The sequence below is a fragment of the Halomonas terrestris genome (genome assembly GCF_049166755.1).
Classification (GTDB): domain Bacteria; phylum Pseudomonadota; class Gammaproteobacteria; order Pseudomonadales; family Halomonadaceae; genus Halomonas.
Map to the genome: position 1 here is coordinate 87958 of NZ_JBMHFZ010000007.1, position 13681 is coordinate 101638.

Sequence of the window (13681 nt, forward strand, 5' to 3'; positions counted from 1 at the left end):
GAGTGGTTAAGGCCGCTTAGACGACCAGGCGATATGCCACTACACGCAGCGCAGGGACTACCGCAGGGATGGCAGGGAGCCATCATGGCTTGCCGGGTAGGGGCGGTAGCGTGCCTGGTGCCTTTGGCACTTGAAACCCCGCTCACCCAAGGGGACTCCGTACTCCTGCAAAGCCCTTGCCCAATACATGAGTATAGATCTGGGTCGTTTCCACGCTCTTATGGCCGAGCAGCTCCTGTACCGTGCGGATATCCGTGCCCTGGTTCAGCAGCTGAGTGGCGAAACTGTGCCGGAGGGTATGGCAAGAGCCTGGACGGGTAAGTGAAGCAGCACGCATGGCGTGTCTGACCGCTCTTTGCACCGCTGATGGATGGATATGATGTAGCACGACCCTGCCGGCATCGTCGAAGCAAGGGCGGCTGGCGGGAAAGAGCCATTGCCAGGCCAGCGAGACACCGGCATTGGGGTACTTGCGGTCGAGTGCGTGGGGCAGTGTCACCGGCACAACGCCATGCTGCAGCCGATCGTCAAGCTGATGTTTGGCCACGGTGATACTGTGCTGTAGGGCGGGAATGCTGATCCCAGGGAGTAGGGTGGTTCTGTCCTTGTCGTCCTTGCCGGCTCTCACTGTGATGATCTGGCGATCGAAGTCGATATCGCGGACACGTAATCGGCACGTCTCAAGGAGCCGCAGCCCTGAGCCATACATCAAGGTGGCCATCAGGTGCATGGGGCCGGACAGGTGGCTCAACACGCGCATGACATCCTCGTGAGAAAGCACTACCGGAAGCCGGCGAGGGCGCTTGGCACGTGAGAACTGTCCGATATCTCCCAAGGGCTGGTCGAGTACGTGCCGATAGAGAAACACAAGGGCATTCAGCGCCTGATTCTGCGTAGCCGCCGCTACCCGGCGCTCCACCGCCAAATGTTCCAGGAAGGTGCGTACCTCCGCTTCGCCCATGCCGGCGGGATGCCGGACCCCGTGGAAGCGAATGAAGTAGCGTATCCAGTAGCAGTAGGTCTTCTCGGTGCGCGGGCTATAGCGTTTCACCCGCAGGGTGGCCCTGACCCGGTCCATCAGCTTTGGCGGTTTGCTGTGCGTATCCATACTCCCGTCCTCTCGATGCATGGATGTACATACAGTATTATTGGCACTGGCAAAACGCGCAAGCGTACGAATTCTGTGTAGGTGGCCAAGTTTTTCTTTGGGTGTAATGAAATCAGAGGGTTAGTTGAGGAAAGGGTGCGCTGATAAGATTGTTGAACGCGCATGCTCGTTCAAGTCAATAAACGAGCACGCTGTCTAATACCTGTTAGGCTGATCATGCTCTGCGAATCTAAGGCAAACAATTATTTATGAGCTACATAATTGCTTTTATTTCCTTCGAGGATTCAACCAAGGAATTTCCTGTTCAATGTTTCCGTACTGACATCAAGCAAGGCGATAAGGTGATAGCCCGTAGGGCGGATGGAAAATTAAGGCCTGCGATAGTACAAGACCTAAAATATCTAAACTGGGATTGCAATGGCAGAATCGAGTGCAAATCAGACGAGATAGAGCATCGTTCTGATGGCGATATTGTTTTGCCAAAAGGGTCTCCTCTTGTTTATGGCATCTCAACCCCTGATGTATTTATCAAAGAGCTTAAATCACATGGATGGGTTCCGGTTAAGTCAAAGCGGCGACAATACCGGACTGTTCTGGGATTTGCCAACAGCTTCAACGTCGCATACATATTTGTGAGGAAGAATGGAATAGATATTCAAATGCTTCCTTGCACGGATAACCAAATAGTTAAGCCTTATAGCATGCATGAAATATCCTTCAATGAAGGAAGAATGGTTCAGCACTTTTTGGCTCACACTACATTCAATCTATTCGAAGGTATACTCCGCTTTTCAAAAAGCTTCACAGGAAATGAAACTGATTTGGAGCGCTATTTCATTCCTCAAGGCAGAAGCGACAAAAGAACAGAAGAGCTGAAACAACAAGCTCGTGAAAAGAAGGCGTCTAGAAATGAAATGCTGGACATCTATGATGCTTGCTCGGATGGTAATGGGGGGGCAGCATATTTAGGTGATGGAATGTGGATCTCTTCAGACGGAGGGCTCCACGATTGGGGTAGGTAAAATATGCCTAACAAGCACATTAAATACGCTCCCTATCGGTCGCCGGACGCTCGTCCCTCGCGCCGTTTATGTGGGCGTTATGCACATGATCCCGGATTTGAGGTCGTAAATGTATATCGTACTTGATACGAATATTTGGTACACAGAGTTAGGTCTAAGTTCGGCACGGGGTGCTGCTCTGAAATATTATGTGAACAAGAAAGGGGCCATGATCGCCCTTCCTGATGTGGTTAAAAGAGAGGTGGAATTCAACCTGAGGAAAGCGCTAAACGAAGCGCGTGCAAATGTCGAGGCGAATCACAGGAAGATTTTATCTGTTTTCGGGCAGTTGAAAGAAATCGTTCTACCCACGCCTGATGAGATCGATAGCAAGGTTAGTTCTCTTTTCGATGACTTGGGAGTTGAGCTGGAGCACGTCCCATTCTCGATGAAAAGTGCTGAACATGCTTTATCAGCGCTAATCTCAAGCCAGCCGCCTAATGGACATAAGGACCAGCAGTTCAAGGATAGTGTTGTTTGGGCTGATTGTCTGCAACTTCTTGACCAAGATGATGTTGCACTAGTTACGGGCGATAAGGGGTTTTATCATGACCGGGATTACAAAAAAGGTCTCGCAAGTAATCTTCGCGAAGAGTCCGATGATGCTCCCAACGACTTGAGAATTTATTCGTCGTTGAATGAGTTGCTAGAAGAAATAGCTGAACCAGTAGAGTTGGACCATGGTCTACTGGTTAAGGATTATCTAAGCGAAACGCACAGTTCTGTAGAGGGAATACTCGACCGAAACGGATTCGTCATCGAAGGTGAACCTGGAATTGAAGTCTCCTCCTTCGTTACTGAGCAACCGTATAGGTTGTATGTCGATTTCAGAATTACATTCTCCGTATCAGATGTGACGGAAGCTGGCCGTTCTAATGGAGTCCTGGTCCTAAAAGGCGATGCATTCTATGACACGAGTGCCCACTGCTTCTCGGATATTCGAAATAAGGGAGAAGAGTTAAACTTTGAAGACGCTGAGGGTGAGCAGCAACGAAAAAGCGTGGTAATGATGGTTGGCAACATTGTGCTTGGCCACCGCTCTGTCGAGCATACAATCCGACACAAGATTGAGTAATCGAAAAGCATAACAAGTGGCTGTTGGCGGACGCACCTACGCTCCGCTCCGGCACGCCGCAAAGCCAAGCGTTATCTAATACGAACGCCCCCGAGTCATCCACCTGGCTCGGGGGTGTTCGTTGTAGCCAACGAATCCGCCATAAAAAGCCCCCCGGCATGAGCGACATACCGGGGGCAAGGACAGAAGTCGTTTGAAAGGGCAGGGCGCTTTTTTGGCCTGCCTTTAGCGGCTGGCGAGCGCTACCCCCACCTTGGAGCGGTTGGGCCGGCCGATGGTCTCGGTGATCCAGGTGCCGGTGGCGGCAAGGGCGTCGAGGTCGATGCCGGTCTCGATACCGAGGCCGTTGAGCAGGTAGACCACGTCTTCGCTTGCCACGTTGCCGGAGGCGCCCTTGGCATAGGGGCAGCCGCCGAGGCCGGCGACGGAGCTGTCCACCACCGCAATGCCTTCCTCCAGCACCGCGTAGAGGTTGGCCAGCGCCTGGCCGTAGGTGTCGTGGAAGTGGGCGGCGAGCTGGGCTATGGGCACCTCGCGGCTTACCGCTTCGAGCATGCGCTTGGCCTTGAGGGGGGTGCCCACGCCGATGGTGTCACCCAGCGACACCTCGTAGCAGCCCATCTCGTAGAGTGCCTTTGCCACCTCGGCCACCTTGGCCGGGGCGATCTCGCCCTCGTAGGGGCAGCCCAGCACGGTGGAGACGTAGCCGCGAACCCGCACGCCGGCGGCCTGGGCGCGCTCCAGCACCGGTTCGAAGCGCGCCAGGGACTCGGCCACGGAGCAGTTGATGTTCTTCTGCGAGAAGGCCTCGGAGGCGGCGCCGAACACCGCCACCTCCTCGACGCCGCACTCGAGTGCCGCTTCCAGCCCCTTGAGGTTGGGGGTCAGCGCCGCGTAGGTGACGCCATCCAGCCGAGCGAGGTTCTGCATCACCTCGCGGTGGTCGGCCATCTGCGGCACCCACTTGGGCGAGACGAAGCTGGCGGCCTCGATGTAGATGAGGCCGGCCGCGCCCAGGCGGTCGATCAGCTCCAGCTTGGTGGCGGTGCTGATCGGCTCGGGCTCGTTCTGCAGGCCGTCGCGGGGGCCGACCTCGACCAGGCGTACGTATTGGGGGAAGGGCATTTGGGGTCTCCAATCCTGTTTTCGCGGGGCCGGGGTCGACTCCTTGGGTGGCGCCTTTTCACTTGCGCCGGTGGCATGGTTCCCGCCTTCTTGGGTCAGACCCCTGCCTGGGCGCCATGCCGGTGTTCGTGCTCTTGTCCGACGGTGATGTCACCGCCGGGGTCTGACCCCGAAGGCTCGCCCCGAAGGCTATTCGTCGGCGGCGAACTCGAGCAGCACGTCGCCCTGGCCCACGGTGTCGCCGGCCTGGAAGTGGAAGCTCGCCACATGGCCGTCGGCGGGGGCGGACATGGTGTGCTCCATCTTCATGGCTTCCATGACCATCAGCGGCATGCCTTTCTCCACCTGCTGACCCGGTTCCACCAGCAGGGCCACCACGGTGCCGTGCATGGGCGCGGTGAGGGTGGACTCGGCTTCGTGCTGGCCGTGGTCGATGGCATCGATGCGGCGCCAGAACAGGCGGGTCTCGCCGCGCGGGTCGGCCATGATCACCACGTGACCGTCGCGACGGGCCTGGAGCCGGCGGCGGTGGCCGTTGAGGGTGACGGCCACGGCGTCGCCTTCCAGGTGCTGCAGGCGGGCGGTGAGGGTCTCGCCGCCGATGGTCAGGTGCCAGGGATCGGCGTCGGTCTCGCGGGTGCCCTCGACCACCACCACGCCCTCGGCGTCCGGCGCCTCGGCATTGGTCAGGTTCTGGCCGGTGGGGCACAGGGCGATGCGGATGGTGTGCGGGGCGTTGAGCCGGAAGCCGTCGTGGCGGTCCCAGGGGGAGTCGCTCTCGCACTCGCGGGCCAGCTGGCTGAGGCCGATCAATGCGGCGCCGGCGTAGGCGTTGATGTCGTACTCCACCGGGGCGAACAGGGTGGCCTCGTTCTTCTCGATGAAGCGGGTATCCAGCTCCACGTTGCGAAAGGCCGGGTGGGTGGCCAGCCGCAGCAGGAAGGCGCGGTTGGTGACCACACCCTGCACGTCCAGGGCGGCCAGCGCACGGTTGAGGGTGGCCAGCGCCTGGTCGCGGTCGTCGCCGTGGACGATCAGCTTGGCGAGCATCGGGTCGTAGTGCATGGAGACCACGTCGCCGCTCGCCACGCCGCTGTCCAGGCGCACGCGGGCGGGATCGAGGCCGGCGCCCTCGAGGTCCAGGGCGAAGCGTTCCAGGCGGCCGGTGGCGGGCAGGAAGTCCTGCTCCGGGTCCTCGGCATAGAGGCGCGCCTCGAAGCTGTGGCCGGTGATGGTCAATTCATCCTGCGCGAGAGGGAGATGCTCGCCCATGGCCACGCGCAGCTGCCACTCGACCAGGTCCTGGCCGGTGATCATCTCGGTGACAGGGTGCTCCACCTGCAGGCGGGTGTTCATCTCCATGAAGAAGAAGGAGCCATCCGCATCCAGCAGGAACTCTACGGTGCCGGCGCCCACGTAGCCGATCTCGCGGGCGGCGCGCACGGCGGCCTCGCCCATCTCGCGGCGCAGCGCGTCGGTCATGCCCGGGGCCGGGGCCTCCTCCAGCACCTTCTGGTGGCGGCGCTGCACGGAGCAGTCGCGCTCGAACAGGTAGACGCCGTTGCCGTGGCGGTCGCAGAACACCTGGACCTCCACGTGGCGCGGCTGGGTCAGGTACTTCTCGATCAGCATGCGCTGGTCGCCGAAGGCGGCCTGGGACTCGCGGCGGCAGCCGTCCAGGGCGGCCTGGAAGCCGTCGCCGGACTCGACCACGCGCATGCCCTTGCCGCCGCCGCCGGCGCTGGCCTTGAGCAGCACCGGGTAGCCGATCTTGTCGGCCTCGGCCCTGAGCAGGGCGTCGTCCTGGTCGTCGCCGTGGTAGCCCGGCACCAGCGGCACGCCGGCATTGGCCATGCGCGCCTTGGCGGCGGACTTGTCGCCCATGGCGGCGATGGCCGAGGCGGGCGGGCCCACGAAGGTGATGCCGGCCTGCTCCAGGGCATCCACGAAGGGGCCGTTCTCGGAGAGGAAGCCATAGCCGGGGTGGATGGCGCCGGCGCCGGTGCGGCGCGCGGCCTCGATCACCGCCTCGACCTTGAGGTAGCTCTCGCGGGCCGCGGCGGGGCCGAGGCGCACGGCCTCGTCGGCCTCGCGCACGTGGCGGGCGTTGGCGTCGGCATCGGAGTAGACGGCCACGGTGCGCAGGCCCATGGCACGCGCGGTGCGCATCACCCGGCAGGCGATCTCGCCGCGGTTGGCGACCAGCAGGGTATCGAAGGGGGTGGTGCGGGATTCGTTGGTCTGGCTCATGAGCGGCGCTCCGAGGCGTTCTTCTGTTGTTGAGCTTCGTCGGTCTGGGTCCAGGCCGGGCGGCGCTTCTCGAAGAAGCTGGCCAGGCCCTCCTGGCCCTCGGCACTGACGCGCAGCTCGCTGATCACCCGGCAGGTGTGCTCGCGGGTGGCCTTGCTGTCGGGCTCGCGGGCCACCTCGGCGAGCAGTGCCTTGGTGGCGCGCTGGGCCTGGGGCGAGCCGGCCAGCAGGGTGTCGAGCATCGTCTCCACGGCGGCGTCGAGGTCGTCATGGGCGGCGACGCGATGCACCAGGCCCAGCGCCTGGGCGGCAGGGGCGTCCATCACCTCGGCGGAGAGCGCGTAGCGGCGCATCTGGCGCGAGCCGATGGCGCGCTGCACGTAGGGGCTGATCACCGCCGGCGACAGGCCGATCTTCACCTCGGAGAGGCAGAACCTGGCCTTCTCGGAGGCGACGACGATGTCGCAACAGGCGGCCAGGCCCACGGCACCGCCGAAGGCGGCCCCCTGCACGCGGCAGAGGGTGGGGCAGGGCAGGGTGTCGAGCCCGTGCATCAGTGCGGCGAGCTTGCGCGAGTCGGCCAGGTTGCCGTCGAAGTCGTACTCCACCATGCGCTGCATCCAGCCGAGGTCGGCCCCGGCGGAGAAGCTCTTGCCCTCGGAGCCGAGCACCACCGCGCGCACCTCGCCGTTGCCGGCGGCCACGTGCAGCCGCTCCAGGTGGGTGTTGAGCTCGGCGATCAGGCTGTCGTCGAAGGCGTTGTGGACCTCCGGGCGGTTCAGGGTCAGCCAGGCGATGCCGCGCTCGTCCAGATCCAGTCGTGAGTAGGAGGGGGTATCTGACATTTCGGACCTCATTTGCATAGCTTGAAGCTGGAAGAGCGGCGCTTCGCGCCTGGAAGCTGGAAGACACCCCGATATCCTGCCTCCAGGGTATGCGGAGGAGACTTCCAGCTTACAGCTTCGAGCTTCCAGCTCCCTTGCGCAGCAAGGGGGATTACATCCGGAAGACGCCGAACCGGGTCTCTTCGACCTCGGCATTCATGGCCGCGGCCAGCGACAGGCCCAGCACGTCGCGGGTCTGGGCCGGGTCGATGACCCCGTCATCCCACAGCCGGGCGCTGGCGTAGTAGGGGTGGCCCTGGTGCTCGTACTGCTCGCGAGTGGGCTGCTTGAAGGCCTCCTCCTGCTCCTTCGTCCACTCCGCCCCGTCGCGCTCGATCTGCTCGCGCTTGACCTGGGCCAGCACGCCGGCCGCCTGCTCGCCGCCCATCACCGAGATGCGGGCGTTGGGCCACATAAACAGCAGGTTGGGGTCGTAGGCGCGGCCGCACATGCCGTAGTTGCCGGCGCCGAAGCTGCCGCCGATCAGCACGGTGAACTTGGGGACCTTGGCGCAGGCCACCGCGGTGACGAGCTTGGCGCCGTGCTTGGCGATACCCTCGTGCTCGTACTTGGAGCCCACCATGAAGCCGGTGATGTTCTGCAGGAAGATCAGCGGGATCTTCCTCTGCGCGCAGAGCTCGATGAAGTGCGCGCCCTTGACCGCGGACTCGGAGAACAGCACGCCGTTGTTGGCGACGATGCCCACCGGGTAGCCGTGGATATGCGCGAAGCCGGTGACCAGGGTGTCGCCGTAGTAGCGCTTGAACTCGTCGAAGTCGGAGTCGTCGACGATGCGGGCGATCACCTCGCGCACGTCGTAGGGCTTCTTGAGGTCGGTGCCGACGATGCCGTAGATCTCGCTGGGGTCGAGCTTGGGCGGCCTGGGCGCCTGCATCCTGAGCTGGCCGCGCTTCTGCCAGTTGAGCCGCGACACGCTGGCCCGGGCCAGCTGCAGGGCGTGGGCGTCGTTCTCGGCGTAGTGGTCGGCCACGCCGCTGATCTTGGCGTGGACGTCGGCGCCGCCCAGGTCCTCGGCGCTGATGCTCTCGCCGGTGGCGGCCTTCACCAGGGGCGGGCCGCCCAGGAAGATGGTGCCCTGCTCGCGGACGATGATCGACTCGTCGGCCATGGCCGGGACGTAGGCGCCGCCGGCGGTGCAGGAGCCCATGACCACGGCGATCTGCGGGATGCCCTCGGCGGAGAGGGTGGCCTGGTTGTAGAAGATGCGGCCGAAGTGGTCGCGATCGGGGAAGACCTCGTCCTGGCGGGGCAGGAAGGCGCCGCCGGAGTCGACCAGGTAGATGCAGGGCAGGCGGTGCTTGCGGGCGATCTCCTGGGCGCGGAGGTGCTTCTTCACGGTGAGCGGGAAGTAGGTGCCGCCCTTGACGGTGGCGTCGTTGGCGACGATCACGCACTCCACGCCCGAGACGCGGCCGATGCCGGTGACCACGCCGGCGGCGGGGATCGCCGAGTCGTAGACATCAAAGGCGGCCAGGGCCGAGAACTCGAGGAAGGGCGAGCCCTCGTCGATCAGGTGGTCGATGCGGTCGCGCACGAACAGCTTGCCGCGGGACTCGTGGCGGGCGCGGGCCTTCTCGCCGCCGCCCTGGGCGATGGCCGCGGTCAGCTCGCGCAGCTTCATCACCTCGTGGCGCATCGAGGCCTCGTTGGCCTGGAAGGCCTCGCTGCGCGGATTGATCTGGGTCTGCAGGATGGACATACATCTCTCCGAGATGAGCTGGAAGCTCGAAGCTGGAAGCTTGAAGTAACCCCGGACGTGCTATGGAAGCCCTGACGCAAGTGCCAACTGGTCAGTGGTGGGTGCAGTTCAATGGTAAAGCTACACCCTTCTTCCAGCTTCAAGCTTCCGGCTTACAGCTGGGGTTAAGCCGATTCGTTGAAGATCTCGCGGCCGATCAGCATCCGGCGAATCTCGCTGGTGCCGGCGCCGATCTCGTAGAGCTTGGCGTCGCGCAGCAGGCGTCCCGTCGGGTACTCGTTGATGTAGCCGTTGCCGCCCAGCAGCTGGATGGCGTCCAGGGCGACCTGGGTGGCCTTCTCCGCGCAGTAGAGGATCACGCCGGCGGCGTCCTTGCGGGAGGTCTGGCCACGGTCGCAGCCGGCGGCCACGGCGTAGAGGTAGGCGCGGCAGGCGTTCAGGGTGGTGTACATGTCGGCCACCTTGCCCTGCACCAGCTGGAACTCGCCGATGGACTGGTTGAACTGCTTACGCTCGTGGATATAGGGCACCACGATGTCCATGGCGGCCTGCATGATGCCGATGGGGCCGGCGGCCAGCACGGTGCGCTCGTAGTCGAGGCCGCTCATCAGCACGCGCACGCCCTTGCCGACCTCGCCGAGCACGTTCTCCTCCGGCACCTCGCAGTCCTGGAACACCAGCTCGCAGGTGTTGGAACCGCGCATGCCGAGCTTGTCGAGCTTCTGGGCGGTGGAGAAGCCGGGCATGCCCTTCTCGATGATGAAGGCGGTGATGCCCTTGGAGCCGGCCTCCGGGTCGGTCTTGGCGTAGACCACCAGCACGTCGGCGTCGGGGCCGTTGGTGATCCACATCTTGTTGCCGTTGAGCACGTAGCGGTCGCCGCGCTTCTCGGCGCGCAGCTTCATGGAGACCACGTCGGAACCGGCGCCCGGCTCGGACATGGCCAGGGCGCCGACGTGCTCGCCGGTCATCAGCTTGGGCAGGTACTTGGCCTTCTGCTCGGGGCTGGCGTTGATCTTGAGCTGGTTGACGCAGAGGTTGGAGTGGGCGCCGTAGGAGAGGCCCACGGAGGCGCTGGCCCGGGAGATCTCCTCCATGGCGATGCAGTGCGCCAGGTAGCCCATGCCGGTGCCGCCATCCTCCTCGGAGACGGTGATGCCGAGCAGGCCCATGTCGCCGAACTTCTGCCAGAGGTCGTTGGGGAACTCGTTCTTCTCGTCGATCTCGGCGGCGCGCGGGGCGATCTCGTCGCGGGCGAAGGCGTTCACCTGGTCGCGCAGCATGTTCAGTTCGTCGTCGAGGCCGAAGTCGAGGGGCTTGAAGGGCGTATGCATGAGCGGGGCTCCGTTCTTGTCGGGAGTCGTGACCCACCGGCTCCGTGGCGGGAGGGGGGCGGGCACGACGGGTCGCGTCGGGTGGTGAAACCGTGATGGCACAAGACTAGGCCAGGTTGACGTTAACGTAAAGTGCAGCTCGTCCCGGCTTCGACGAATGTCGAATCGGTGGCCGGCGGGCGAGGGGAGACGACAGGGCGGTAACGGCAGCGGGGCAGCCGCGAGGGCTGCCCCGGGACGGGCCAGGCGGGGTTAGACGGCTAGCCGGCCAGCCAGGTGATCAGCTGGTGGTAGAGGGGAATGCCCAGGATCACATTGAGCGGGAAGGTGAAGCCCAGGGCGGCGAGCATCGCCAGGCCGATATTGGCCTGGGGGATGGCGGTGCGCATGGCGGCCGGGGCGGCGATATAGGAGGCACTGGCGGCCAGCGCGGTGAGGATCAGCAGCGAGCCGGCGGGCAGGCCGAGGGCCAGGCCGACGGCCAGGCCGGCCAGCGACAGCACCGGCGGGGCGACCAGGGCGAAGGTGAGCAGCCGCCAGTGGAACCAGGGAATGGGGCGCAGGGTGTCCGCGGCGGTCAGGCCCATCTGCAGCAGGAAGAGGGCGAGCACGGCGTGGAAGGCGCTGGTGAAGAGTTCGGTGACGTTGGCGCCCTCCTGGGGGCCGTACATGGCACCGATCACAGCACCGCCGGCCAGCAGGATCACCCCGCGGTTGGTCAGCGTCTCGTGCCAGATCCCCTGCATCGCCTCCCCGGCCGCCTTGCCCGCATGGCGGCGGTAGAGGGCAATGGCGACCATGATCGCCGGCAGCTCCATCATCACCAGGTACAGGGTGACCTCGGCGCCGATCGGCAGGCCGCGGCCCTCGGCGAAGGCCAGCGCCACGGCGAAGGTGCCGGCGCTCACCGAGCCGTAGTGGGCGGCGATGCTGGCGCTGTCGGCGGGCGAGAGCCGCACCAGGCGACGCAGCACCGGCATCAGGGCCAGCGGGATCAGCGCACCCAGCGCGGCCACGGCGACCAGCTCCGGCACGAGCGACCAGCCGAGGTTGCCGTAGAGCGACATGCCGCCCTTGAGGCCGATGGTCAGCATCAGCAGCAGGCTCAGGGTGTCGTAGGCGGCCTTGGGGATGGTCAGGTCCGACTTCAGCACGCCGGCCACCAGGCCGAGCAGGAAGAACATCACCACGATATCGGGCATGGCAGCGTCTCGTGCAGTCAGTGAGAGAAATGCTGGGGGATTGTGCGGATGTTGTGATATTGATACCAATAACGCTTTTCATGATATCGAATAGATAATCATCAATGAACATCCGACACCTGACCTTCCGGTTGCTGCAGGTCTATGCGGTGGTGGTGCGCAGCGGATCGGTCAGTGAGGCGGCCCGCCAGTTGCACCTGACCCAGCCGACGGTTTCCCAGCAGCTCAAGCGACTGGGCGAAGCGGTGGGCGAACCTCTGCTCGAGAGCCGCCAGGGCCGCCTGATGCCCACCGAGGCGGGGAGTGAACTCTATCGGGCCAGCCGCGAGGTGCTGGATCGCTTCGGCGATTTCGACGACTACCTGGAGGCGCTGCGCGGCGGCGAGCGGGGTCGCTTCAGCATCGCCCTGGTCAACACCGCCCAGTACGTCCTGCCGCGCCTGCTCGGCCCCTACAGCCAGGCGTTTCCCGAGGTGGATGTCACCGTGCATATCGGCAACCGTCGACAGATGCTGACCCGCTTCGAGCGCCAGGACGACGATCTCTACGTGTTCAGCCATCCGCCATCGCTGGCCCAGGCGCTGGCCGGGCGCTTCCTGCGCAATCCGCTGGTGGTGGTGGTCCCCAGGGAGCACCGGCTGGCCGGTCGCGACAGTGTCGCCATGGGCGAACTGCTGAAGGAGCGCTTCCTGCTGCGCGAGCCGGGCTCGGCGACCCGCATGCTCTTCGAGAGCTGGCTGCAGGAGCAGGGGCTGTCGCTGGGGCCGACCCTGCAGATGGCCAGCAACGAGGCGATCCGGGTGGGGGTGGCGTCGGGCATGGGCCTCGCCGTGCTCTCCGAGCACGTGCTGCCGCCGGAGCACTCCGACCTGGTGGTCCTGCCGGTGACCGGCCTGCCCATCGAGAGCCACTGGCAATTCATCGTGCGCCGTGACCGGCGGCTGCCCCACGCCGCCCTCGGCTTCCTGCGCTTCGCCGAGGGGCATCTGGACGAATGCGTCGAGCCGCGCTTCCTGTGCAACGAGCTGGGCGCCATGCTGGCGGGGCTGGGGTCAGACCCCTAAGTCCGCTGAGGGGTCAGACCCCAAATTTTACTTTGATGCGTTGGGGAAGAACAGTTGCTGGCCCTTCACCGCGAAGTCGGCGATGGCCTGCTGGCCCTCGGCGGAGAGCAGCCACTCATGCCACTGGCCGGCCAGGTCGTGCTTGAGGTGGGGGTGGCGCTCGGGGTCGATCAGGACAGTGCCGTACTGGTTGAAGAGCGCCTCGTCGCCCTCGAACAGCAGCGCGAGATCCTGCGGATTCTCGAAGGCGACCCAGGTGGCGCGGTCGCTCATCACGTAGGCGTCCATGCCGGCGGCGGTGTTGAGGGTCGGGCCCATGCCGCTGCCCAGCTCGCGGTACCAGGGGGCGGCGGGCTCCACGCCGGCGGCTTCCCAGAGGCGCTGCTCGGCGCGGTGGGTGCCGCTGTCGTCACCGCGGGAGGCGAAGGGCACCTCGGCCTTGGCGATCAGACCCATTGCCTCGGCCACGCTCTCGGCATCGGCGATGCCGGCCGGGTCGCTGCCGGGGCCGATCAGCACGAAGTCGTTGACCATGACATCGGCGCGCTCGCTGCCGTAGCCCTCCGCGACGAAGGCCTCCTCGCCTGTGGTGTCGTGCACCAGCAGGCTGTCGGCATCGCCGCGGCGGGCGATCTCGAAGGCCTGGCCGGTGCCCACGGCCACCACCCGCACCTCGATACCGGTGGCCTCGGTGAACCGCGGGATGATGGCGTCGAACAGGCCCGACGCCTCGGTGGAGGTGGTGGAGGCCAGGACGATGTAGTCGTCGCTGGCCTGGGCCAGGCCGATGCCGGAGAAGGCGGCCAGGGCGATCGTCGCGAAGGGGCGTGGGGTCATCATGTCATCCTCGTCGGGTGG

At 64.3% G+C, this 13681-nt stretch carries 11 protein-coding genes; 3 read left to right on the top strand and 8 right to left on the bottom strand.

Annotated features, from left to right (window positions below):
• Nucleotides 1–142: 142 nt before the first annotated feature.
• On the bottom strand, nt 143–1108 hold the full coding sequence (locus ACOMD9_RS08975) for an integron integrase (RefSeq protein WP_421413910.1): 966 nt from the start codon (nt 1106–1108) through the stop codon (nt 143–145).
• Between the two features lie 248 nt (nt 1109–1356).
• Between ACOMD9_RS08975 and ACOMD9_RS08980 the strand changes: the two genes are divergently transcribed.
• The gene (locus tag ACOMD9_RS08980; RefSeq protein WP_421413912.1) at nt 1357–2130 is read left to right on the top strand and encodes a hypothetical protein; all 774 of its coding nucleotides are present in this window, start codon (nt 1357–1359) and stop codon (nt 2128–2130) included.
• Nucleotides 2131–2239: 109 nt separating this feature from the next.
• On the top strand, nt 2240–3244 hold the full coding sequence (locus ACOMD9_RS08985) for a PIN domain-containing protein (RefSeq protein ID WP_421413914.1): 1005 nt from the start codon (nt 2240–2242) through the stop codon (nt 3242–3244).
• A 225-nt stretch (nt 3245–3469) separates the two neighbouring features.
• Here ACOMD9_RS08985 and ACOMD9_RS08990 read toward each other — a convergent pair whose 3' ends face one another.
• From ACOMD9_RS08990 to ACOMD9_RS09015, 6 genes are all read right to left on the bottom strand, one after another.
• Entirely contained in the window at nt 3470–4369 is a 900-nt protein-coding gene (locus tag ACOMD9_RS08990; RefSeq protein ID WP_421413916.1) for a hydroxymethylglutaryl-CoA lyase, read from the bottom strand.
• A gap of 189 nt (nt 4370–4558) precedes the next feature.
• On the bottom strand, nt 4559–6619 hold the full coding sequence (locus tag ACOMD9_RS08995) for an acetyl/propionyl/methylcrotonyl-CoA carboxylase subunit alpha (RefSeq protein ID WP_421413918.1): 2061 nt from the start codon (nt 6617–6619) through the stop codon (nt 4559–4561).
• Complete coding sequence (locus ACOMD9_RS09000; RefSeq protein WP_421413921.1) at nt 6616–7464, bottom strand: enoyl-CoA hydratase-related protein; 849 nt, start codon at nt 7462–7464, stop codon at nt 6616–6618. Before ACOMD9_RS09000 ends, ACOMD9_RS08995 begins: the two co-directional genes overlap by 4 nt.
• Before the next feature lie 151 nt (nt 7465–7615).
• Nucleotides 7616–9223, bottom strand: a complete 1608-nt coding sequence (locus ACOMD9_RS09005) for a carboxyl transferase domain-containing protein (protein ID WP_421413923.1) — start codon at nt 9221–9223, stop codon at nt 7616–7618.
• A 164-nt stretch (nt 9224–9387) separates the two neighbouring features.
• Nucleotides 9388–10557 (bottom strand): isovaleryl-CoA dehydrogenase, encoded by a 1170-nt coding sequence (locus ACOMD9_RS09010; RefSeq protein ID WP_421413924.1) that lies wholly within the window; start codon nt 10555–10557, stop codon nt 9388–9390.
• Nucleotides 10558–10817: 260 nt separating this feature from the next.
• Nucleotides 10818–11759 carry a sodium-dependent bicarbonate transport family permease gene (locus ACOMD9_RS09015; protein ID WP_421413925.1) on the bottom strand — a complete coding sequence of 314 codons (942 nt, stop codon included), beginning with the start codon at nt 11757–11759 and terminating at the stop codon, nt 10818–10820.
• Nucleotides 11760–11863: 104 nt separating this feature from the next.
• On the opposite strand from ACOMD9_RS09015, the gene ACOMD9_RS09020 reads away from it, so the two are divergent.
• Entirely contained in the window at nt 11864–12823 is a 960-nt protein-coding gene (locus ACOMD9_RS09020) for a LysR family transcriptional regulator (RefSeq protein ID WP_421413927.1), read from the top strand.
• Between the two features lie 27 nt (nt 12824–12850).
• Here ACOMD9_RS09020 and ACOMD9_RS09025 read toward each other — a convergent pair whose 3' ends face one another.
• Nucleotides 12851–13660, bottom strand: a complete 810-nt coding sequence (locus ACOMD9_RS09025; protein WP_421414131.1) for an ABC transporter substrate-binding protein — start codon at nt 13658–13660, stop codon at nt 12851–12853.
• Between the last annotated feature and the right edge of the window lie 21 nt (nt 13661–13681).

Excerpts from the sequence above, each read along its gene's own strand:
- ACOMD9_RS08975 (WP_421413910.1), bottom strand. The coding sequence starts at position 1,108 with ATGGATACGCACAGCAAACCGCCAAAGCTGATGGACCGGGTCAGGGCC.
- ACOMD9_RS08980 (WP_421413912.1), top strand. The coding sequence starts at position 1,357 with ATGAGCTACATAATTGCTTTTATTTCCTTCGAGGATTCAACCAAGGAA.
- ACOMD9_RS08985 (WP_421413914.1), top strand. The coding sequence starts at position 2,240 with ATGTATATCGTACTTGATACGAATATTTGGTACACAGAGTTAGGTCTA.
- ACOMD9_RS08990 (WP_421413916.1), bottom strand. The coding sequence starts at position 4,369 with ATGCCCTTCCCCCAATACGTACGCCTGGTCGAGGTCGGCCCCCGCGAC.
- ACOMD9_RS08995 (WP_421413918.1), bottom strand. The coding sequence starts at position 6,619 with ATGAGCCAGACCAACGAATCCCGCACCACCCCCTTCGATACCCTGCTG.
- ACOMD9_RS09000 (WP_421413921.1), bottom strand. The coding sequence starts at position 7,464 with ATGTCAGATACCCCCTCCTACTCACGACTGGATCTGGACGAGCGCGGC.
- ACOMD9_RS09005 (WP_421413923.1), bottom strand. The coding sequence starts at position 9,223 with ATGTCCATCCTGCAGACCCAGATCAATCCGCGCAGCGAGGCCTTCCAG.
- ACOMD9_RS09010 (WP_421413924.1), bottom strand. The coding sequence starts at position 10,557 with ATGCATACGCCCTTCAAGCCCCTCGACTTCGGCCTCGACGACGAACTG.
- ACOMD9_RS09015 (WP_421413925.1), bottom strand. The coding sequence starts at position 11,759 with ATGCCCGATATCGTGGTGATGTTCTTCCTGCTCGGCCTGGTGGCCGGC.
- ACOMD9_RS09020 (WP_421413927.1), top strand. The coding sequence starts at position 11,864 with ATGAACATCCGACACCTGACCTTCCGGTTGCTGCAGGTCTATGCGGTG.
- ACOMD9_RS09025 (WP_421414131.1), bottom strand. The coding sequence starts at position 13,660 with ATGACCCCACGCCCCTTCGCGACGATCGCCCTGGCCGCCTTCTCCGGC.